Source organism: Clostridium sp. OS1-26, assembly GCF_030915445.1.
GTDB lineage: Bacteria > Bacillota > Clostridia > Clostridiales > Clostridiaceae > Clostridium_AM.
The window spans coordinates 5,395,060-5,416,679 of record NZ_CP133264.1 but is presented as its reverse complement, the minus strand read 5'-3'; the positions used below and the strand labels follow the sequence as shown (position 1 = coordinate 5,416,679).

The window sequence follows — 21,620 nt, the reverse complement described above, 5'->3', positions numbered from 1 at the left end:
AAAATCTCCTTTACTCAAAATTTCTCTATAATTTATATTAGGTACTTTCAATATAAACTTAGTTTAACATCTTAGTTTAGGATAAATCTCCGATAGATTGTGGCAGAATTGTGGCAGGAATATTTCAAATATGGGATAAATAATTTATGAATGATATAATAAAAATAATTATTGAGTAGGTTAAAGGTGGTGCTGACATGGAGAAAAAGCTTATATATATTGCAGACGATGAACTAAAAATACAGGAATTAATAAAAATGTTTCTTGAAAAAGAGGGCTATGACGTACAGGTTTTTTCAGATGGAGAAACACTTCTGAAAGCTTTTATGAAAAGACCTTCAGATATGCTGATTTTAGACATTATGATGCCTCAGCTTGACGGTCTCACCTTATGCTCTGAAATTAGGAAAGAAAGTAATGTACCAATTATTATAATATCGGCAAAGGATAGTGAATCAGATAAAATAGCTGGACTCATGCTTGGCAGTGATGATTATATGACAAAACCTTTCAGTCCCGTAGAGTTAGTTCTGAGAGTAAAAAGTATATTTAGACGGATGGAATTTGAGAAGGTACCAAAAGTGAATCAGGCAGATGTAACTGTTTCTGACGTAACTATTCATATTGGAGGTAGATATGCAGTTTGTAATGGACAGGATTTAAAGCTTACGCCAATGGAATTTAATCTCTTATTATACCTTGCTAAAAATGTGAATAGAGGAATATCCCGTGAAGAACTTTTAAATAAGGTATGGGGATTCGATAGCGAGGTGGATACTAGAGCCACAGATGATATGATAAAAAGAATTCGCAAAAAGATTGCAGGCACAGGATCTTCATTAAAAATAGAGACTTTATGGGGATTTGGGTTCAAAATATCTTATCCAAGTTAACAGGAAAGGAATATATCCATGAAACCTTCTAAAACAACAATAAAGAAAAGAATTTTCTTTTCGCATATAATAATAATTTTAATTTCTTTGATTTTAACTGCAGCAGTATTTGATGCATGTCTTAGAATTTTTGTTAGGACACAGACTAAAAAACAGCTTATAGCCGCAGGGGATATTGTTAAAAAATCAATGTCCGAAGATTTACAGGACTTAAATATTATAATACAAGGTGAAAACAACAAAGAACTTATAAAAAGTATGTTAGAAATTAATAGAACTTTGAGAAAGACCCAATCTTTTTAGATATTAACTACGCCATATTAGGGAAAAATAAAAATATAATTTACCCTTTAAAAGAAAGCAGCCAGGAGTACTTATTGTTGCAAAATAACTTAATTCCTGCGATAAATAAGAGAAAATTGATAACGTCTGAAACAAAGAAAAATAATGTGTTTTATTTTAATGTATCTGGAAAAAGATATGCAGCTACAATATATCCACTGGAATCCTCAAATAATTTGAAAAAAGGTTATCTATTGATTTATTCTGATCTTGATAAAAGCAGTAAGCTTACAACTATTGTTAATATAATGCTCTTATCGATAATGCTTATTGCGGCAATTATTGCACTGATAATATCAAATAATGTATCTGAAAAGATATCACGACCTATTTCTCAGCTTAGTAAATATGCAAGTAAAATTGGTGAAAGAAAATATGATATGGAACCTATAAAATACAATGATGACGAGATAGGGCAGCTGGCAGAAACCATGTATTCTATGACGCAAAAGCTTTCTGCATATGATAACACTATGAAAACATTTATGCAAAATGCCTCGCATGAACTACGTACCCCTCTTATGTCAATACAAGGATATGCAGAAGGTATAAAGTACGGTGTGGTAGATGATCAGAATAAAGCTATTGATATTGTAATAGAAGAGAGTAAAAGACTATCACAATTAGTAGAAGACTTGTTATACTTATCCAAAATAGATGCTTTGCAAGAAGAAATGAACTTTGAGAGAATAAACACAGAAGATATGATAAGAAGTAGCATTGAAAGAGTAAGTGGAATTGCAGTTAAAAACGAAAAGGTGATAAGTTTTTCATCAAGTGAAAATAATATAATGCTGCAAGGTGATGAGGAAAAACTTATAAGAGCAATAATTAATATTCTTGGAAACTCGCTAAGATATTCTAAAAAATATATAGATGTAACGTTAAAAAAGGAAGGCTCAAAAATAATTATATTATTAGAAGATGATGGTCCAGGTTTCGACGAAAAGGACATAACAAATATATTTGATAGATTTTATAAAGGAAAACAGGGAAACTATGGACTTGGTTTAGCCATAACAAAAAGTATTATTGAAAAGCATAGTGGAAGTATTGTTGCAGAAAATCGTATTAAAGGTGGAGCATGTTTTAAAATAACTCTTCCAAGTGAAAGTGATTAAAACTTTAAAATAATATTCACTGTTTATTTTATAGAATTTAGAATTCTAATAAAAATTTTTTAAAAGTAAACTTGTCAGGATTAACAGATATTCATTAATCCTGACAGGTTGTCATAACTTTACATGCTATTTTTATTAAAATAGTCAATTACAGTATCATTTCCGAATTTTACCATAGGTTTATGTGGAGCCTTTAGATAGTTGCTAAATCCAATAATTATACCTTTATTTCCGGCGGAATTGTAAAAATTTTTTCCTACTTTATATAGAGTAGAACGACACATGTATATTTTTAAAATATTAGGGTCTAATTTTTCACCTTTATTCTCCCACATTATATTAATTGCTCTAGTGGAAAGAATACCTGAACTTTCTAGGTATCCACCGACAAGCTCATCATAAGTCATGGCTATTGCTATAATTCTTCCAAATAAGCTAATAGATTCCGAATTTTTGCCTCCTGGATATCCACCTCCACTATAATATTCATGATGATCAAGTATTCCATAAATTATTTTTTTATTTTTGCAGTAATTCGATGCTTTCAATAGCATTTCTAAAGAGTCCTTAATATGTCTATCTATCAAATCCTCATGTTCTTGATTTTTTAAAAAACTATAGAAAATATCTTTTTTTAGATTTGTAAAACCAATATTACAAAACAATGCAGAAATTGCTAGGTCTATCAGATCATTATCCTGATAGTTCAAGAGTTAATCCAAATAGAAGAGAAATGCAAGAAGTATTTACTCCGTGTATAATTAACAAATCGTCATAATTTTTCATTTTACTAATCAAATCAAGTAAGGATTTGTCATTGTAGATTACGTCAATAATTTGATTTTTTATAGTTTTTGCTCTATCTTGTAATTCTGTAGATTCTAGTCTAAACTCAAAGCAATTCCATAGAGGAGAAGTAGTAATTACCTTAATTAAAGTATTATTTTCTTCCTCTTCGATTTTAATATTTTCTTTCTCTTCAACTTTAATATTTTCCTGAGTTTTTAGATGTTTTCTTTTCAAATAGGATTTAAGATTCACCCTTGGATCTACATAAGAATAAATAGATAATGGAAGCTTAAATACTTCTTTAATATTTATAATAATATTTTCTAACTCTCTTATAAACCTAATATCCGCATATAGCTTGTTATCTAAAAACTCTTGTAAGTGATCTTTAGAAGATATAACAACGACTGATACGTTATTTTTAAGATGTATATGTATTTGTTTAATAGAAAGGATAGATAAATGTGTATATCGGTTGATAAGCATTAATCCATCTTCTCTATAAATTGGGTGTAAAATAATATCTCCCGGTATCAACTGTTCTGTTTGCTTAATTATGTAGTTTATTGATGGTAGAGAATCTTCCTTTAAGTTTATATTACTCATGTTATAACACCTACCTCTTAATTATTTATAAATTACTATATATTAATAAAATTTTAAGATAAAATATAAATATTTCTTAATTATTTTAATATTCGATGTATTTAATGAAAATCCTTTTATCTACATGCAGCAGGATAAGTAAATCTTAGAGGTTTGAAATTCTATAGGGGCAAAGGTTAAGTTATTTTGGCTCTTGACAAACAAACTGGTAGGATATAGAATTAAATAAATATTACACAATGTGTAAAAATACCGAATGTATATATTAACACAAAATGTATTTAGGGGGTGTAAAGATGGATGCCAGGCAAATGTTGGCAGAAGGTCGGATAGAGAGGAAAAAAAAGGAGACCCGACAGAAAATCGTTAAGGTTGCTATGGATCTATTTCAGAGCAAGGGGTTCAACAATACAACTATGGAGCAGATAGCAGACGAAACAGATATCGCAAGAAAGACTCTGTATAACTACTTTCCAGTCAAAGAGGCCATAGTTGATGAATACGTAAGAGGTATTTCACAGGAATTAGCGAGAGAGACCTTTGAAACTATCCAGAATCTGCCGGATACCAAGTCTCGCCTGCTGGTTGCCCTTAATCATGCTTATGGTTGGGTTGAAAACAACTCAGAACTTACAGGAATATGTATTAATTATCGTATGAGAAATATGTTTAAGGATTCAGAATCTCAAAAGGTTGAAACCGGCACTCAGAGTGTTTTGGCCAAAATTATCAGTCTAGGACAGCAGGCGGGCGAAATCAGGCCAGATATTTCAGTTAAAATGTTGGTGGCGCATATAGATGTTCTTAGGGGCACAATGACTTTCGAATGGTTGAATGATCCCTCAAGGTTTGAACTTCATGAGGAAATAGCCAAGCTAGTAGATTTATTTCTGTATGGCGCAGCTAGCCAGTCAGCTGGTCCTGAGAAATCTGCGCTAGATCAGATAAGTAAAGGGGAGTGAAAGAGATGAAGTATCTTTTGAATTGGGAAGAGGCTTTTCAGTCAGGCGTATCAATGGTCGGAGGTAAAGGCTGGAATCTAGGGCGCCTGGCCCAATATGGATTCAGCATTCCTCAGGGAGGAGTACTGACTGCACAGGCTTACGACGAGTATATCAAGCACAACCAATTGCAGGAGATAGTTGGTAATCTTGCCTCATCGACTACCCTAGAGAATTTGTATGAAGCCGATGTCAAGGATAGATTGGGCCAATTAAGGAAAAAAATTATGGGCGGATCAATACCGCCATCCATTGTCGAGGAATTATCGGAGTGGCTTAATAGCTGGAGCAGGCTAAAAAAAGCATGGGCAGTGAGATCCTCCGCAATTGCGGAAGATTCTGAAAAGGCGTCCTTTGCCGGCATCCATGATTCGTTTCTGAATGTTTGCGGTTTAGACGACATCCTGTCAGCGGTGAAAGGGTGTTATGCCTCCTTGTGGTCGCCGCGGGCTGTAGCATACCGCCAAAAGATGAATATAAACGATACTGATATAAAAACGGCGGTGGTGGTCATGGAGATGGTGGAAGCCCAGGCTGCTGGAGTAGGTTTTACCTGCGATCTTTTGTCAGGCCGCCAAGATGTTATGGTGGTTAACGCCAATTTTGGGCTGGGTGAGTCGGTGGTGTCCGGCACAGTGGAACCGGATACGTATTATCTAGAAGCCGAAGCTATAAACGCCGGGCCACGGTTAATGGCGAGAAAAATTGGGCGCAAGCAAGGACTGACTATCAAGAGGGAAAACGAAGGAACCCAATTTATTGAGTCAGCGGAAATACACTCCCAGCAGGTGCTTCAGGACAAGGAAATTGAAAAGCTTGGCCGACTTCTGTTACGGGTCTTTGATGCCTTGGGAAACAGTGAGAAGCACCAAGATGTTGAATGGGTTTATGATGGCCGGGAGTTTGTCTTGGTTCAGGCTAGGCCGGTAACTACCCTGCCACGTAAGACCTTCCCGGCCCTGCAGAACCAGCCTGATATATGGTCTAACGGTAATTATCGAGACGCCATACCTATGGTCCAATCGCCTCTAAACCGTAGATTGATGAAAAACATCATTGACATCATACACTTTATGAGTTTTAAAGGATTAGGTTATAAGCTTCCGGTTGGAATACAGTTTTCTCGTTTTTATAACGGTCGGCTTTATTGCAACTTACCAGCTTATCAGTGGGGTATGTATGATTCCATGGGTAGCCCACCAGATGGATTTAATGTTTTTTGGGGAGGTCACCAGCCGACGATCGATATCGGCGATCTGAAACCCCAGCCCGGATTTGAAGAACGCGCAATGAAGTTTGGTGCGCTGATTAACCAGACCAAGCAAAACGCCGCCCAAATCTGGGAGCGGGTATCGACTTCGGTTCAAAAGATAACTGAAAAGGGACTAAAACATTGGACGGATCTGGATTTTATTACTCACTATGACGAGCTAGGACGGATAACTAGGGTGTTTGCCAGTGAATTCAACCTTTTAGCAGCTGTGGGCAGCATGCCGGTGGTTTTTTTACTCCAAACCCTTAGTAAATACTTCGAAGGTCGGGAGCTGATGATAATGAATGCCCTGATGGTAGGTGGAACGGAGGGTATTACTAGCGCCGACCATGGCTATAAACTGGTGGAGCTGGCTGAAATCGCAAGAAAGGACGCTGATGCTGCCAAATACTTGAGCAGAACCTCTTTTGATCCGTCAGCATGGAAGGAATTACCCGAATGTTCTCCCTTCAAGCAGGCCTTTTGTGAATTTATCAAAGAATACGGTCACCGTGCGGTGTATGAACTCGATATTATAAATTCTAGATGGAATGAGGACCAGACTTATCTGCTGGGTATTATTCAGAGCACCATGAACACTGCTGGTCTTGGTAAGCTGAGAGAGGATCAGAAAGAGAAACAGAAGCAAGCCTGGCTTGAGATCAAAGACAAAGTACCGGCTTCTGAACACTCTTCCATAAGGAACATGGTCAGGGAGAGCCAGGCTGGGGCAGCAGTGCGAGAGAAGACCAAATCGGTGTTGGCCTTGGTAATGGATGCGTACCGGATGATTGCCAGAGAATTAGGTTGCCGCTTTTACGAAAAAGCTCTCATTAAAGAACCAGATGACGTCTTTTTCTGTACCTGGACGGAGCTTTTTTCGGTATTAAGTGGTGAATGGGACGGCAGGGGACTTCAGGCTCTGATCGCTGTAAGAAAAGACTGGACGAGAGAAATGGAATCGCTGGCTCCACCAGATGTGATTTTTGGGAAGACCCCAAAGTTTACGGAACCAATTACTCGAGTTTCTAGAAATTGCCTAGTAGGGGTGCCGGCTGCCGCTGGGAAAGCCTCTGGCTCAGTTAGGTTGATTAGCCATCCGGATGAGGGAGGACGACTTCAGCCAGGAGAGGTGATAGTAGCCCCATCCACTGACCCAGGGTGGACGCCATTGTTTTTAAAAGCCGGAGCTATTGTTATGGAAACAGGAGGTTTCTTATCCCACGGAGCCATTGTGGCCAGGGAATATGGAATTCCAGCGGTGGTGAATATACCAGGAGTAATGGGTATTCTAGAAGAGGGCCAGACAATAGTAGTTGATGGCGATAACGGTAAAATATTTCTTTCAGATGAAGACATTAAGTAGGATACCTAATCATGAAGCAACTTGATATAACAGGTCTTTCTTCGAAGATGATTGACTTTTGGAAAAGAAACTTTAATTACATGAAATGTAATTAAGATCAGACTGGTTTTTGATCGAAAATGAAAGGAGAAATTATAATGAAGAATGCTAAAGAGTTTAAACTCATTGAGTGCGGGGGAACTCCTTATGAAATCGGCCAGCAGTGGGGAGAAGGCTGCAAAGAGAGTATCCTAAAAGTTTCAGAAAACATTTGTAATAGTATGATGTCTTATTACCAAGCCTCAAAGGAAGAGGTCATCTCCAATGCTATGAAGTTTTTCTCTGCAGTTCAAAAGTTTGATCCCTATTTGATTGAAATAATGCGGGGACAGGCTGACGTTACCGGGCTTACTTTGGAAGAAATATTTACTCAGAAGTGCTTTAATGAGCTTACTTTCAGCTATAATAATATTTCGGGACTTTCAGGACTATGTACCTCATTTGCGGTAACAGGAAAAGCAACACAAGACGGGAAAACCATCCTGGGGCAAAACATAGATTTTCTTCCCGAAGCACCGATAGATTTATTAAAAATTCATCATGCCAATGGCATTCATCAATTTATATTAAGTTTTTCAAACTCCAGTGAATTCATATTCTCATCCGCCGGAATCGGTATGTGCGCAAATGCTACTATAGGTAAAAATTATTCATTTAATATTCCGGTGGGCTGTTACCTTCCAAGAGTGATGAGGGAGAAAAATATCCACGACGCCATGGATAATCTTAAACAAGTTGCCCGTGGTCTTGGCTACTATCATTTAGCCGATAAAAATGGGCACATGTTCGGTATTGAGAGTATTCATAACGATTTTGAACTTCTATACCCCGAAAGGGATATGATGTTGCATTCAAATCATTACATTACAGAACGCTTCAAGGGAGAGGACACTGCACCACAATTACAGCCCGACAGCTACCATCGCTTAGATAGAATTCGTAGTTTAGTGGATCAGCATTATGGGCGCATAAATATTGAAATCATTAAGAAAATCCTGGCCGATCACGACCAAAATCCATATTCCATATGCCGCCACATTGATTCCACGGTTCCAATATCATCAGCGACACTTGCATCATTTATCATGGTGCCTGAGGAAGGGGCTATATATATAGCCGCTGGCAATCCTTGCGAACACGAGTATGTACGGTATGAGTTTTAGAAGACAGGAACACTTACGAAATTTTTTTACAAGTTTAAAGCAAAAATTCAGTTTAAAATCATTGCGCATTGTTAGTCAATAATTAATAGAAAAGGGAGTATTTCAAAACTAATTACTTAGTGTTGAAGCACTCCCTTAAAATTTACAAAATTAAATCCAAAATACCGGTACTCCCATTTTGACACCTATCTCTCGATAGGGGGGTGTCCTCACAGATGTATCTATCGCCCTCAATGCCGTAAAAAGGACTCATAAGAAGGTACATATCCTCATCTAAATATTGGACTCCCAAGGTTCTAATGTAGGTTCAAAATAAGAGCTAACGAATATCTCAGAAATTATGGTCTATGTAGATCGTGCACCTTCTATCGACAGTAATCTACCAGCGTTTCTCACCTAGTTAGCTCAAATCAGGTTGTTCCACGGCACACAGAAGGGTTCACTTACCGCTGCTTCCTTCCGGATCTGACGGAGTTTATGAATTTCTGTTGCATGGGACCCAATTCTCAACACCACTTGAGTAAGACTGTCCTAACAGCTTAAAGCCTAAAGAAGGAATTAAATCCTGCTGTAGCGGATTGCAGGTTACAGGGCACCGCTAGCTCCCCATCTAGCACGAATAGTTATTCATTAAAAGTAGTTATTATCTTTCGCTGAGAATATAATAACATATTTAGATTACTAGCACAAGCGTTCGGCATATAGTAAGTTATTCCTAGTTTGGGTATAGATAGAGCTACCATAAGACAAAGAAGTTTGACGTAAAGCTTAAACTCTGATTTATATTTCATTTTATGATATAATTAAGGGATCGGAAATTTTAAATTATTAAGGAGAAAGAACGTTGAAAGAAGATATATTATTACAAATATTTAATGAAGAGACTAGTGGCAAAAATTATGCTAATGGGCAAAGAGTTTTTAATAATGATTTAGTATCTTCTGTAGATATAACTGATGAAGATAAATTAATATGTATAAATGGTAATGTAATTTCAGAAAATCTCTTTAATGAATATAATACAAAAATAGAGATGGATGCAGAAAAAAGAAGTATTTTTTCTACATATTGCAGCTGTCTAGATTATGAAAAAAATGAGTTTAAAAAAAGAAATTATTGTTGTAAGCATTTAGTTGCAACTTTTTATAAAGCATTAGAAGAGTTAGTTAGGCATCCTCTTTTGGCGGAAGAGAGTATTCGTGACGAAGGTATATTTAAAAGCAAAAATAGCCTATTACATATGCTTTTAGGAGATGCTGATCATAAAGAGGAAATAAAAATTGAGGTTTATGTAAATAAAAATGAATGGAGTCATAATATTACTGTTGAGTTTAAAATAGGACTTAAGTCTATGAGTTCCAGCAATCTTTACATTCTAAAAGATATTAATCAGTTTTTGATAGCTCTTTATAATAATATTTCTATAAGTTATGGTAAAAACTTTAGTTTTAATATAAAAAATCAAAGGTTAAGTACAAAGGATAAAAGGCTTATTGATTATATTGAAACATTGAAAGAGATAAAAGGAAATAATAAAACTATTTACAAAAGTGAAGATAGCATTGTAGATGGAAAATATGTAAATATACCTAAAAACTTAGTTAGAGAATTTTTTGAGGTTATAAAAAATCATAGAGTTTATCTAAATGAAGGGTTCTTTTATAGGCCTATAGAAACTGAAATTTTAAATAAAATTCCACCGATAGATTTTGATTTAAAATTAATAAAAGATGAATATGTTCTTAAATCTCCAGGAGGAATGCCACAGGCTTTAGGATGTAACAATAATATTTTCTTATATGGTACATCTATATACACTCCAGACTATGAATTTTGTTATAAGATAAGTCCATATCTTCAAGTATTTAATGAAGCTAAGGTAGTAACCATAGGGGCTCTTGAAGAAGAAACTATATTGAGAAGGTTGATTCCAGATATTAATAGATTGTCTCCTAATGTTACTCTGTCTAAATCAATAAGGGAAAAAGTGGTAATAGATGACTGTCACTTCAATTTCTATTTTGATAAGGAAGAGGAAGATATTACACTGACAGTAAAGGTTATGTATGGAACTCTTGAATTTAATATTTTTGAGGATTATAAGGAAAAAATCATATACAGAGACTCTAGAAAAGAATCACAGGTAATTGAAATACTCAGAGGTTTAGGCTTTGAAGAAATAAAGGGTAAGTTTTATCTGTTAATGGGAGACGACTACATATTTAGGTTTTTTAAAACTGAAATAAATAAACTTCAAGAGATAGGAGAAGTTTATTACTCTGAAAATTTTAAAGGCATAAAGTCCATCGGATCAAAGGGTATTAGTGGAGGTATCAAATCAGGTAGATACGATTATTTTGAAATGAATTTTAAAATAGGCGATATTAGTCCCAAAGAGACTACTGACATACTAAGAGCTTTTAGAGATAATCTCAAATACTATAAACTTAAAAATGGTGAGTATATAGATCTAGAAGAATTAGAGCTTAATAGATTTTTAAAGCTTTTAGATGTAGTTTCTTTAAAGGACACAGAGGATAATTGTATTCAAATACCCAATAATAGGAGCATTTTTATTAATAATTACTTAGAGGATAATGGAATTAAGTTTATAAAGGGGAAAAAAGAATTAAATAAAATAAGAGATAAATTTAAAAATATAGAAAAGTTAAGTTTTAAGGAACCAGAAGATTTAAAGGGTAATTTAAGAGTATATCAAAAAGTAGGATATAATTGGTTTAAAACCTTAGATCATTTAGGTTTTGGCGGAATCTTAGGTGATGAGATGGGGCTTGGTAAAACTATTCAAACTATTACTTTTTTATTGTCTAATAAGGGGAGTAAATCACTGATTGTAGCTCCTACATCACTAATATATAATTGGATAAGTGAATTTGAAAAGTTTGCACCGAAGGCAAGAGTAGCAGCTGTCAATGGACCAAAGGAAGATAGAGAAGAAATAATTAAAAAAATAGATGAATATGATGTTCTTATAACAACTTATAATTTATTAAAGAGAGATTTAGAAAGATATAATTCTATCGAATTTGATTATTGTATATTAGATGAAGCTCAAAATATAAAAAATTCAAACTCTCAAAATGCAATAGCTGTTAAGAAAATAAAAGCAAAAAGAAGATTTGCACTATCAGGGACACCAGTAGAAAACTCTCTTATGGAATTGTGGTCTATATTTGATTTCATAATGCCAGGATACCTATATGATGAAAAGAGATTTAGTGTAAGGTATCATAAAAAACTTAGAGAAAGTCCAGAAGTCTTAGAGGATTTAAATAAACTCATAAAACCATTTATTCTTAGAAGAAAAAAAAGAGATGTTATAAAGGAATTGCCTGATAAAATAGAAAAAACATTAGTGGTGAATTTGGAGGATGAACAAAAGAAAATCTATAAAACTTATGCAAACTACGCAGTTGAGCTTATTCAAAAGAAGGTAAAGGATTATGAATTTCAAAATAGTAAAATAGAAATACTTTCTTATATAACAAAACTAAGACAGCTGTGTTTAGATCCAACGATATTAATGAAAGATTATAGTGGTGGTAGTGGAAAAATAGAAGCATTGGTTGAGCTTATTCATAAGAGTGTAGGAGAAGGGCATAGAGCATTGATATTTTCTCAATTTACATCAGTTCTTAAGAATATTGGAAAAAGAATTAATGCTGAAGGAATATCTTTTAATTATTTAGACGGGTCTGTGCCTTCAGAAAAAAGAATGAACATGGTAAAGGCTTTTAATGATGGAGAAAACTCAGTATTTTTGATAAGTTTGAAGGCTGGTGGAACAGGATTGAATTTAACCTCTGCAGATTTAGTAATTCATTTTGATCCTTGGTGGAACCCAGCGGTGGAAGAGCAAGCTACAGATAGAGCTCACAGAATAGGTCAAAAGAATGTGGTAGAAGTTATAAAAATTATAGCTAAAGATACTATTGAGGAAAAAATATTATTACTTCAGAAAGAAAAGAAAAAGCTTATATCAGGAATTTTAGGAGATGAATTGACTAGCGGTGAGAGCTTTGCTACTTTAACTGAGGAAGAAATACTGAGACTATTTGAAATGTAAGGAGCTGATAATAAATTCAGCTCCTATTTATTTTAATTATTCTAAGGTAAAACAAGCTAACTTATATAATAATTATAAAGAATTGTATAATTATAATTTAAGTGTAAAATATTACATTTTGCTATGGTATAATAGATTGTACGAGAAATTTAATTACATTGAAGGGGGAATTAAAGGTGATCGATTTTGAAAATTTAAAAACATTAAAATGGCCACCAACTAATGAAGAGCAGAAACAAGAGGGATATGTTTCGAGAGAAGTATCAGAAGAACCTACAACAGAAAGAGGCAGGATAGTTAAAAAAAGATTGCTAGAAGCAAGGTGTATGCTTGACCCAGAATTTAGTATACTTTATACAGAGGAGTGGAAGAGAGCAGAAGGAGAACCACTTCTCATTCGTAGAGCAAGAGCATATAAGTATGCTATTGAAAATATAACACCAGCAATTCAGCCTTACGAACTTATTACTATGCAGAAGACTAGATATATGAGAGGAGCACCAGTATATCTACAATATAGCCAAAAATTCTATTCACATATGATTGAAAAGGCAGAAAGCTCAGGTGACGAGGTTTATGATGTCGGAGTAGGAGGAGGACGCAGCCATAAAGAAGCCAAGGGTATAATTGAAATGGGTACTTTTGCAATGAAAGAAGAAGATACAGTACCTTTAATAGAATCCTCCAAGTTTTGGGAAGGTAAATGTATTGAAGATGAGTCAGACAAGTTCTTAAAAGAAACTATGCCAGAATATGATGACCTTGATAACGCTTTCAAAACTGTAATATTTCCTCCAAGTGTTGTATCTATTATGGAAGGAAGATGGATACCAGCATATGATATGGTTGTTGAGAGAGGCCTAGATGGCATTATAAAGGAATGTAAAGAAAAAATTAAAAGTACTGTTCCTACTACTAGAGAAGTTGCTGAAAAGGTTCTATTTTGGAGAGCAACTATATTATCCTGTGAAGGTGTTATAAATTGGGCTAAGAATTATGCAGACAAAGCAGAGAAAATGGCTGCTGAAGAAAAAGATGAACAGAGAAAAAGTGAATTATTGAAGATGGTTGAAACCTTAAGATGGGTTCCAGCAAAGCCAGCAAGAACATTCTATGAAGGATTACAGGCAGCTTGGACAGCACACATAGCTATTGCATTAGATGGTCCAATTGTAGGACTTTCTCCTGGACGTTGGGGACAACTTTTATATCCACTATACAAAAAGGATATAGAAGAAGGAAGGCTAACTAGAGACGAAGCTCTAGAGCTTATGGAGCTAATGAGAGTAAAATTTTCAAGTGAAGAGTATGTATCTCCAAGAAGCTGGGAAGCATTAGCGTCAGGAAACCTATTCCAGCACATGATAGTTGGAGGAGTCACAAGAGATGGAAAATGTGCAGACAACGAATTAGAAGAAATAATACTTGAAGCAGGCTGCAGTATGCAGACTATTCAACCTACTTTAGGTATAATGGTAAATTCTAAAACAACTGATAAACTATTAATGAAAGCTGCACAAACTACAAAAACTGGTGCGGGATATCCTGCTTGGTTTAATAATGAAGCTTGCATTCAGCATTTACTGCAAAACCACAGAGATGAGAATATAACTATTGAAGATGCTAGAGATGTAGGAATGGGTGGTTGTGTTGAAATGCAAATGCAGGGAACATGTCATGGTATATGCCATCCAGGCTTCTTTAATGAGGTTAAGTGCTTGGAAATAGTTTTAAATGATGGAGTAGACCCAAGAACAGGAATACGCTGCGCTGAGCCTTTAGGAGATATCAATACATATGAGGATTTGTGGAATGCATGGTGTAAGGTGGAAGAAAGATTCCTAAGAGTTTACATGCGTTACTGGAACTATGTTATGGCAGTGCACAGAGAAGTGAATCCTCTTATTATGGGTTCCGTATTAGTCAAAGATTGTGTTAAGAATGGTAAACCGTTAGATTCTAATGGAGCTCGTTATAATAAGTCAGTAACATTGCTAAATTCAGGTATGGTAAATGTAGCAAATAGTCTAGTAGCTATTAAACAGTTGGTTTTTGAGGATAAGAAATATACACTTGAAGAATTAAGACATGCATTAAAAGAAAACTTTGGCTTTGAAAGAGCAGACAAAGTTGGAAATTTCTCAATGCTTGAGCAAAAACGTATTAGTAGTGGTTTTGAAAGAATACATAGGGATTTACTAAATTCGCCTAAATACGGAAATGATGATGACTATGCAGATTCAATATTTGTTGAATGCTGGAAGCATTATAATGAAGTATGTTTATCAGAGACAACATATTTAGGACTTCAATGGATACCAGCTGGACTATCAATATCAGCACATGGACCATTTGGACGTGTATGTGGTGCTACCCCTGATGGACGAGTAGCCGGTGTTAGCTTAACAGATGGTGTACTATCAGCTACACCAGGTACAGATGTCAACGGCCCAATAGCTCTATTCCAATCAGGAATCAAACTAGATCCTATAAGAATGAGAAGTGTTCAACTTAACATGAAGATACATCCAAATGCAGTTAAGGGAGGAGAAGGTTCTCAGAATCTTGTTGATTTAGTTAAGTCTTATTTTCAGCAAGGAGGGTATCATATACAGTTTAACATAGTTGACTCTGATATGCTTCGTGATGCACAATTACATCCTGAAAAATATCGTGACTTAATTGTTAGAGTAGCAGGCTTTAGTGCTTACTGGGTAGAGCTTTCAAAGCCAATACAGGATGAAATAATAGCAAGAACAGAGTATAATGCTACAAGTATGTAGAATAAGAAAGAGAGCATGAATTATGGGAGATTCAAGGAGTTCAGGTATAGTATTTGATATACAAAGCTTATCCTTTCATGATGGACCTGGTATAAGAACTCTTATATTTTTAAAAGGATGTCCACTAAACTGCCTATGGTGTGCTAATCCAGAAGGACAAAAGATATTGCCAGAGATTCGACATCATAAGATGAATTGTACAGGATGCATGGAATGTTCAAAAGCTTGTACAAACAATGCTATTACTTTAAAAAATGATGAAGGCACCAAAGCTAGTATAAACATAAATAAGGAGAAGTGCATTAGATGTAGTGAATTAAAATGCATAGATGCCTGTCTTAATGATGCATTAAAGCTTACTGGAAAGGCCATGACTGTAGAGCAAGTTATGAAAGTTATAAAAAGGGATAGTCCTTATTACAAAAGAAATGGTGGAGTAACACTTTCAGGAGGAGATCCTACTTATCAGCCAGAATTTGCAGTTAATATTTTAAAAGCCTGCAAGGAAGAATATATAAATACTGCTGTTGAAAGTGCAATGTTTACTAACGTTGAGACTGTTAATAAGTTTATACCTGTTACAGATCTTTTTCTGACAGATATAAAGCATATGGATGAAGGTAAACATAAAAAGCTTACAGGAGTTAGTAATAAGCCAATTTTAAATAATATTTCAATAATATCAAAGTACAAGCCTGTAGTAGTTAGAGTACCTATAATACCAGGTTTAAATGATGATAAAGAAAATATTATAAGTATAAGCAGGTTCTGTGCTGAAAATAATATAGATAGAATAAATCTTTTACCTTATCATAAGCTAGGCGTGGCAAAATATGAACAATTAGGATTAACATATGGTATTTCAGATGTAAATTTACCAGATAAGGAGAAAATGGAATTGTTAAAGGAATCAGTCGAGTCTTTAGGGGTAAAATGCATTATAGGGTAATTAGTAGAGTTATAAGATATAACAAATGACATATTGCTAGTTTAAAGAATTAAGTTAATAATGATATGTAAAAAGAAGCCTCTTTTAAAAGGGGCTTCTTTCTATCTATCTATTTAACTTCTAACTGTTTAGTGACTTGTAATAATACATCTGATAGCGTTCTTAGTTCCTGGATGGAAGCGCTTATTTCTTCAGAAGCAGCAGCTTGTGATTGGGTTGTTGAGGCGTTTTTTTCTATCATATTCATAATAAAATTTATAGAACTCTGCATACCTTTAAGCCCTTGCTCTATTTGACTTACAGCATTTTTGCTATTTACTGCAAGCTTACGTATTTCTCCAGCTACTACTTGAAAACCTCTTCCTTCTTGTCCAGCTCTCGAAGCTTCTATTGAGGCATTAAGTCCTAAGAGATTAGTTTGGTTAGCTATATTTCTTATGAAATCTGTAATTTTAGAAGTCTCATCTACGTTTTTTCTTGTCACTTGAGCTGAAGATACCATTTCTTCCTGTGAGGAAGCTATATTTTGTGCATTTGCAGTAATATCGTTCATACCCGTTGAAATTTGCTCGATAGAGCTTGCCAAACTATCAACAACATTGCTTAGTTGCTCGTATATTTTTACTCTAGCATCTAAGCTCCAACCTACTCCTGCGGCACCTATTATTTGCTTATTTTCATCAAACAAAGGTATAGTAATGGCTTTAAATGGAGTACCTAATAATTCCTTTGGAACAATGACTCTTAAAGTTTTTTTAGATTGAATAGCCTCCAATAAACCATCTCCAGGAGCTAATGGTAAGCCCACATGTCCCGCGTCAACGGTTTTTCCCGCTTTATAATATACTATTTTCTCTAAATCTGATACTACAAGCATTGCATCTTCATCTTGAAACATATCTTCAAGAACCGTAATAACATTTAACATAGAATCTAACATATTCAAATTTTTATCCCCCTTAATCTAAAATTAAATAGCATATTTAATAATATTTAATATGATATATAAACATTTTAGCAAAAAATGCTAAAATATAAAAGTTTTTATTAAAAAATTTTTAATATTTCGGCAAAACGTCATAAAACGTCATAGATACTGAAGTTAAAATATTAACTAAGTTGTTTAATTATAAGAATAGAGAAAAAATAAAATATTTAAATACTGCTATAGTTAGAGAAAACTTGCAGGAATTTAAAAATAAATTATTGAAATATGTATATATAGAAAATCGATAATTGTAGGTATAAAAGTATAAATTGTTAAAATTGATTCGTGGAGGTAGGTTTATGAAAAATTATATAAAATTAACGAAACAAGATTTAGAATTTAAGTTAGATGAAATACCAGAGTTTGACACTACGGAAAGAATAGAGGGCTATGATATGGTAATAGGGCAGAAAAGAGCTGTCGAATCTATAGAGCTTGGATTAAACATAGATAGTAAGGGATATAACATTTTTATATCTGGCAAAACGGGCACGGGGAAAACTGGATATATTGTGAGAAAAATAGAAGAATATGCAAAAAAGATGCCTACACCAAAAGATTGGTGCTATGTTTATAACTTTGAAAATCCCAATAATCCAATAGCAATTTCTCTTAATACAAGTAAAGCTAATAAATTTAAAGAAGAGATGAGTTTGTTTATCAAATATGTTGAAAAGGAAGCACCTATTTATTTTAATTCTGAAAATTATGATAATGAGAAAAATAATATAATCAATAATTATGAGAAATTACTTTTGAATTTGTCTAGAGAATTAAATATTGAATCAAAAAAAGAGGCTTTGATGTAAAGAGAAACTCCACTGGAGATTTTATATTTATTGCTCAAAAAAACGATAGAGAGATAACAGATGATGAGTTTGAAAAATTAAGTGAAGAAGAAAAAAATAGCATACAGACTTCAATAAATGAGCTTAGAAATATTTCTTCAGATATTTTTAAACAGACTAGAGAGCTTGAAAAGAAATTAGAATTAGAATTGAAGAATTTAGACTATAAAATTGCTGAAACCATAATTTCACCTAAAATAGAGGAGCTAATAAACAATTATGGATTTAGCAAAAAGGTCGTTCAATATTTGCATTCTTTAAAAAAAGATATTACTGAAAAAATATCATATTTTTTTGATGATGACGATGATAAAAAAGCTAAAAATATAAAATTAGCTCTTTTAAGGAGATATGAGGTTAATGTTTTAGTAAGTAATAATGAAAATGCAGGTGCACCAGTTGTCTTTGCTGATTCATCACTACAGAGTCATATATTTGGTAACATCGAATATGAAAATAAAATGGGTAACCTTATTACTGATTTTGCATTAATAAGGCCAGGATATTTACATAAGGCTAACGGAGGTTACATTATAATAAAAGCAGAGCAACTGCTAGCTCAGCCATCTTCTTGGGAACTTTTAAAAAAGTGTATTAAATTAGAGAATATATCTATCAATAATTCAAAATATAATATTGATACATTACCAATCTCAACGTTAAATCCAGAAGAAATACCTTTAAAAGTTAAAATAATAATGGTTGGAAGTCAATATATATACTCACTACTTTTGCAAAGAGATTTAGAGTTTGAAAAGATATTTAAAGTAAAAGCTGAATTTGACAGTGAAATAGAAAAAGATAGAGATAATACTGCTAATATTATTGGTTTGATAAAATGTTATGCAAATAAAAATAATATTAAGCATATAAGTAGAGAAGCAATAATTAAATTATTACAATTTTCTTCTAGGCTTGCAGAAAATAAAAATTACTTTTCTGCATCTATGAGCAATATGTTTAAAATAGTTGATATAGCAAATTATTATGCTAAAGAAGACGGTTGTGATATTGTTGGAGCTAAGCATATTTTGAAAGCTTTAAAGGAACAAGAATCAATGCATGGACTTGTTAGAAAGAAAATCCTTGATATGTACAGAAAGAAAAAATATATAGTTGATTTAAGAGGAACAAAAGTTGGGCAAATTAATGGCCTTTCTGTTGTAAATTATGGAGACTGTACAATTGGACAACAGCATAGAATAACCGTTTCAACCTTTGCGGGAAGAAGTGGAATAATAAATATTGAAAGAGAGGCGGATATGAGTGGCAGTATTCACAATAAAGGCGTAATGATTTTGGCAGGTTTTGTTGGTGAGCTTGTAGGAAGGGATATTCCAATATCTTTTAATGCTAATGTTGTGTTTGAACAACTTTACTCAGGAATTGAGGGAGACAGTGCATCTGCAGCAGAGCTTCTAGCATTATTGTCGAGTTTGTCAGAGACTCCAATAAAACAAAGTATGGCTATAACTGGATCGGTCAATCAAAAGGGTGAAATACAGCCAATTGGAGGAGTCAACGATAAAATAGAGGGTTTTTTTGATATATGTTCATTGTATGGACTTGATGGAACACATGGAGTTATAATTCCAAACACCAATATGGATGATCTTGTATTAAAAGAAGAAGTAATAGATGCGGTAGATAAAGGAAAGTTCCATATATATGCAGCTAAGTATATTAGTGATTGTATTGAAATAATGTTTGACGATGAAAATATGGGTAAAAAGGGTGTACTAGAATATGTAAAAGAAAAAATGATGAAAAGGCTAGTTCAGTATAACAACATTTTAAAGGAATCTAATATTAGTCAAAAGTAAATAAGAATAGCTAAATTAAATATATAGAAGAAAACAGGAGCAAAACTGAAATAAATCTACATAGAAGGCCAATAGGAAAAGAAAACTTATTAAAAGGTATAGATAACCTCATTGCGCGATATTGCCAACTATGGTATAATTAACCCATGATTTTGATGGGGGTGTAATAATGAAAAGTTTAAAAAAATTAGTTTTAATTGGAGCTGTAGTAGCAATGTCCACTTCCCTTTTTACAGGATGTAGCAATGAGGGAAAAGCGCTTTCTGATGCTTTTAGCAAAACACAAAAAATTACTAGTGCAGAAACTAAAACAGAGATGGGATTACGATTTACTGCAGAAAATCTTTCCGCTGAAGAGCAAAATGAGGTAAGTAAAGTTATCCCTATGATTAATAGTTCAAAAATGGCTATTAATACTAAAGTAAACCAGAATGAAGATGGTAAAGTTGCAAAGATGCAGGCAGATGTGGCAATGCAATTAGGAACAATGCCATTAGATATGGGAATTTGGGCAGATGTAAACATGGCAAATGGTAAAAATGAATTTAAAGAGATTATTAAAGTACCAGCTGCACAAGCACAGAAGATGGGTGGAAAGCAGTATGTTATATTAGATAGTTCAAAGATGGGCAAGACTAATGGTACAAATGTGGACTTAACTAAAGCAAGTGAGGACATGCAGAAGAAATTCTCACAAATGATTCTTGGTAGTATGGCAAGTTTTGATCCTGGGTTTAAGATTGTTACAGATACAGGGTATACATATATGGCTTTACCAGATGGAAGAAAATTAGTGCATACTTATGAAGTTAAGCTAGATGATAAGAAGTTTAAAGATTTAATAAAATATACTTCGAATAATTTAATAAATAATAAGGAAGCTAAAGGATTATTAAAAGACTACTTAACTACAGTTACAAAAACATCTGCTGCAAGTGAAGAAGAAGCAAAAGCTAATCAAGCAGGAATAGATAAAGCTTTTTCAGACTTTGACAAAGGATTACCTGAATTTACATCACAGATGAACAAAGTGCTAAATTCCTTTGATGGAGTAACTCTTATCGGGGATAAAGGAATTGTAATTGATTATGCAGTAGACTCAAATGGATATATTGTTAATGAAAAAGGAAATATAGATTTAGTGTTTGACTCAGCTAAATTTATACCAGTAGTTCAAAGCTTAAGTGGTACAAGCACAACAAATAAACTTACAGGTGTATACAAATTAGGAATTGATTTTAATACAAGTACTTTCAATATAAATAAAAATCTTGAGATAAAATTCCCAGAGACTAATAGCGAAAATTCTGTTCAATTCCAAGATTTAATCAGTGGATCTAAAATTAAATAGAAATATAAAACTCCTTGCTAACTGTTTATAGCAAGGAGTTTTTAATTTTTTGATTCATCTCCTAGCTTGTAAAAAAAAGGTGTCGAATTGCTCTATCATTCTGTAACAATTTCAATAAATCATCATACTATTAATTAAAGGATAAATTCCTTAAATTTTATTTTAGTCACTTCCAACATAATAGTGTGTTAGTTGTGTGAATTTTTATATAGGGAGGAA

At 33.7% G+C, this 21,620-nt stretch carries 15 protein-coding genes and 2 other RNA genes; 12 read left to right on the top strand and 5 right to left on the bottom strand.

The window, feature by feature from the left end; genetic code table 11:
* The first annotated feature begins 197 nt into the window (after nt 1–197).
* From RCG18_RS26695 to RCG18_RS26685, 3 genes are all read left to right on the top strand, one after another.
* Nucleotides 198–893 (top strand): response regulator transcription factor, encoded by a 696-nt coding sequence (locus RCG18_RS26695; protein ID WP_308038993.1) that lies wholly within the window; start codon nt 198–200, stop codon nt 891–893.
* A gap of 18 nt (nt 894–911) precedes the next feature.
* Nucleotides 912–1,196, top strand: coding sequence for a hypothetical protein (locus RCG18_RS26690; protein WP_308038992.1), 285 nt, complete (start codon nt 912–914; stop codon nt 1,194–1,196).
* Nucleotides 1,197–1,273: 77 nt separating this feature from the next.
* Nucleotides 1,274–2,356: a HAMP domain-containing sensor histidine kinase gene (locus RCG18_RS26685; protein WP_308038991.1), complete on the top strand. Its 1,083-nt coding sequence runs from the start codon at nt 1,274–1,276 to the stop codon at nt 2,354–2,356.
* Nucleotides 2,357–2,475: 119 nt separating this feature from the next.
* Here the strand turns inward: RCG18_RS26685 and RCG18_RS26680 are convergent, their stop codons facing one another.
* Complete coding sequence (locus RCG18_RS26680; protein ID WP_308038990.1) at nt 2,476–3,021, bottom strand: HD domain-containing phosphohydrolase; 546 nt, start codon at nt 3,019–3,021, stop codon at nt 2,476–2,478.
* A 28-nt stretch (nt 3,022–3,049) separates the two neighbouring features.
* Complete coding sequence (locus RCG18_RS26675; RefSeq protein WP_308038989.1) at nt 3,050–3,751, bottom strand: hypothetical protein; 702 nt, start codon at nt 3,749–3,751, stop codon at nt 3,050–3,052.
* Between the two features lie 296 nt (nt 3,752–4,047).
* Between RCG18_RS26675 and RCG18_RS26670 the strand changes: the two genes are divergently transcribed.
* The 3 genes from RCG18_RS26670 (at nt 4,048) to RCG18_RS26660 (ending at nt 8,572) form a co-directional block, all read left to right on the top strand.
* Nucleotides 4,048–4,713, top strand: coding sequence for a TetR/AcrR family transcriptional regulator (locus tag RCG18_RS26670; protein WP_308038988.1), 666 nt, complete (start codon nt 4,048–4,050; stop codon nt 4,711–4,713).
* Between the two features lie 5 nt (nt 4,714–4,718).
* On the top strand, nt 4,719–7,370 hold the full coding sequence (locus tag RCG18_RS26665) for a PEP/pyruvate-binding domain-containing protein (RefSeq protein ID WP_308038987.1): 2,652 nt from the start codon (nt 4,719–4,721) through the stop codon (nt 7,368–7,370).
* Between the two features lie 137 nt (nt 7,371–7,507).
* Nucleotides 7,508–8,572: a C45 family peptidase gene (locus tag RCG18_RS26660; RefSeq protein ID WP_308038986.1), complete on the top strand. Its 1,065-nt coding sequence runs from the start codon at nt 7,508–7,510 to the stop codon at nt 8,570–8,572.
* A 149-nt stretch (nt 8,573–8,721) separates the two neighbouring features.
* Here RCG18_RS26660 and ssrS read toward each other — a convergent pair.
* Both ssrS and ffs read right to left on the bottom strand, forming a co-directional pair.
* A non-coding RNA gene (ssrS, locus tag RCG18_RS26655) (6S RNA) lies at nt 8,722–8,913 on the bottom strand.
* 13 nt (nt 8,914–8,926) lie between these two features.
* An RNA gene (gene ffs, locus RCG18_RS26650) (signal recognition particle sRNA large type) lies at nt 8,927–9,191 on the bottom strand.
* Nucleotides 9,192–9,416: 225 nt separating this feature from the next.
* On the opposite strand from ffs, the gene RCG18_RS26645 reads away from it, so the two are divergent.
* The 3 genes from RCG18_RS26645 (at nt 9,417) to RCG18_RS26635 (ending at nt 16,391) form a co-directional block, all read left to right on the top strand.
* Nucleotides 9,417–12,659 (top strand): SNF2 helicase associated domain-containing protein, encoded by a 3,243-nt coding sequence (locus RCG18_RS26645; protein ID WP_308038985.1) that lies wholly within the window; start codon nt 9,417–9,419, stop codon nt 12,657–12,659.
* A gap of 176 nt (nt 12,660–12,835) precedes the next feature.
* Nucleotides 12,836–15,442, top strand: coding sequence for an indoleacetate decarboxylase (locus RCG18_RS26640; RefSeq protein ID WP_308038984.1), 2,607 nt, complete (start codon nt 12,836–12,838; stop codon nt 15,440–15,442).
* A 22-nt stretch (nt 15,443–15,464) separates the two neighbouring features.
* Nucleotides 15,465–16,391, top strand: a complete 927-nt coding sequence (locus RCG18_RS26635) for an indoleacetate decarboxylase activase (RefSeq protein ID WP_308038983.1) — start codon at nt 15,465–15,467, stop codon at nt 16,389–16,391.
* Between the two features lie 109 nt (nt 16,392–16,500).
* On the opposite strand, the gene RCG18_RS26630 is transcribed toward RCG18_RS26635, so the two are convergent.
* Nucleotides 16,501–17,331: a methyl-accepting chemotaxis protein gene (locus RCG18_RS26630; protein WP_308042123.1), complete on the bottom strand. Its 831-nt coding sequence runs from the start codon at nt 17,329–17,331 to the stop codon at nt 16,501–16,503.
* A gap of 347 nt (nt 17,332–17,678) precedes the next feature.
* Between RCG18_RS26630 and RCG18_RS26625 the strand changes: the two genes are divergently transcribed.
* The 3 genes from RCG18_RS26625 to RCG18_RS26615 all read left to right on the top strand — a co-directional run bounded on the left by RCG18_RS26625 (nt 17,679) and on the right by RCG18_RS26615 (nt 21,401).
* Nucleotides 17,679–18,188 (top strand): Lon-like protease helical domain-containing protein, encoded by a 510-nt coding sequence (locus tag RCG18_RS26625; protein WP_308038982.1) that lies wholly within the window; start codon nt 17,679–17,681, stop codon nt 18,186–18,188.
* A 188-nt stretch (nt 18,189–18,376) separates the two neighbouring features.
* Nucleotides 18,377–20,050, top strand: coding sequence for an AAA family ATPase (locus tag RCG18_RS26620; RefSeq protein WP_308038981.1), 1,674 nt, complete (start codon nt 18,377–18,379; stop codon nt 20,048–20,050).
* Nucleotides 20,051–20,219: 169 nt separating this feature from the next.
* Nucleotides 20,220–21,401, top strand: coding sequence for a hypothetical protein (locus RCG18_RS26615; protein WP_308038980.1), 1,182 nt, complete (start codon nt 20,220–20,222; stop codon nt 21,399–21,401).
* The last annotated feature ends 219 nt before the right edge of the window (nt 21,402–21,620 follow it).

Excerpts from the sequence above, each read along its gene's own strand:
- RCG18_RS26695 (WP_308038993.1), top strand. The coding sequence starts at position 198 with ATGGAGAAAAAGCTTATATATATTGCAGACGATGAACTAAAAATACAG.
- RCG18_RS26690 (WP_308038992.1), top strand. The coding sequence starts at position 912 with ATGAAACCTTCTAAAACAACAATAAAGAAAAGAATTTTCTTTTCGCAT.
- RCG18_RS26675 (WP_308038989.1), bottom strand. The coding sequence starts at position 3,751 with ATGAGTAATATAAACTTAAAGGAAGATTCTCTACCATCAATAAACTAC.
- RCG18_RS26670 (WP_308038988.1), top strand. The coding sequence starts at position 4,048 with ATGGATGCCAGGCAAATGTTGGCAGAAGGTCGGATAGAGAGGAAAAAA.
- RCG18_RS26665 (WP_308038987.1), top strand. The coding sequence starts at position 4,719 with ATGAAGTATCTTTTGAATTGGGAAGAGGCTTTTCAGTCAGGCGTATCA.
- RCG18_RS26660 (WP_308038986.1), top strand. The coding sequence starts at position 7,508 with ATGAAGAATGCTAAAGAGTTTAAACTCATTGAGTGCGGGGGAACTCCT.
- RCG18_RS26635 (WP_308038983.1), top strand. The coding sequence starts at position 15,465 with ATGGGAGATTCAAGGAGTTCAGGTATAGTATTTGATATACAAAGCTTA.
- RCG18_RS26630 (WP_308042123.1), bottom strand. The coding sequence starts at position 17,331 with ATGTTAGATTCTATGTTAAATGTTATTACGGTTCTTGAAGATATGTTT.
- RCG18_RS26625 (WP_308038982.1), top strand. The coding sequence starts at position 17,679 with ATGAAAAATTATATAAAATTAACGAAACAAGATTTAGAATTTAAGTTA.
- RCG18_RS26615 (WP_308038980.1), top strand. The coding sequence starts at position 20,220 with ATGAAAAGTTTAAAAAAATTAGTTTTAATTGGAGCTGTAGTAGCAATG.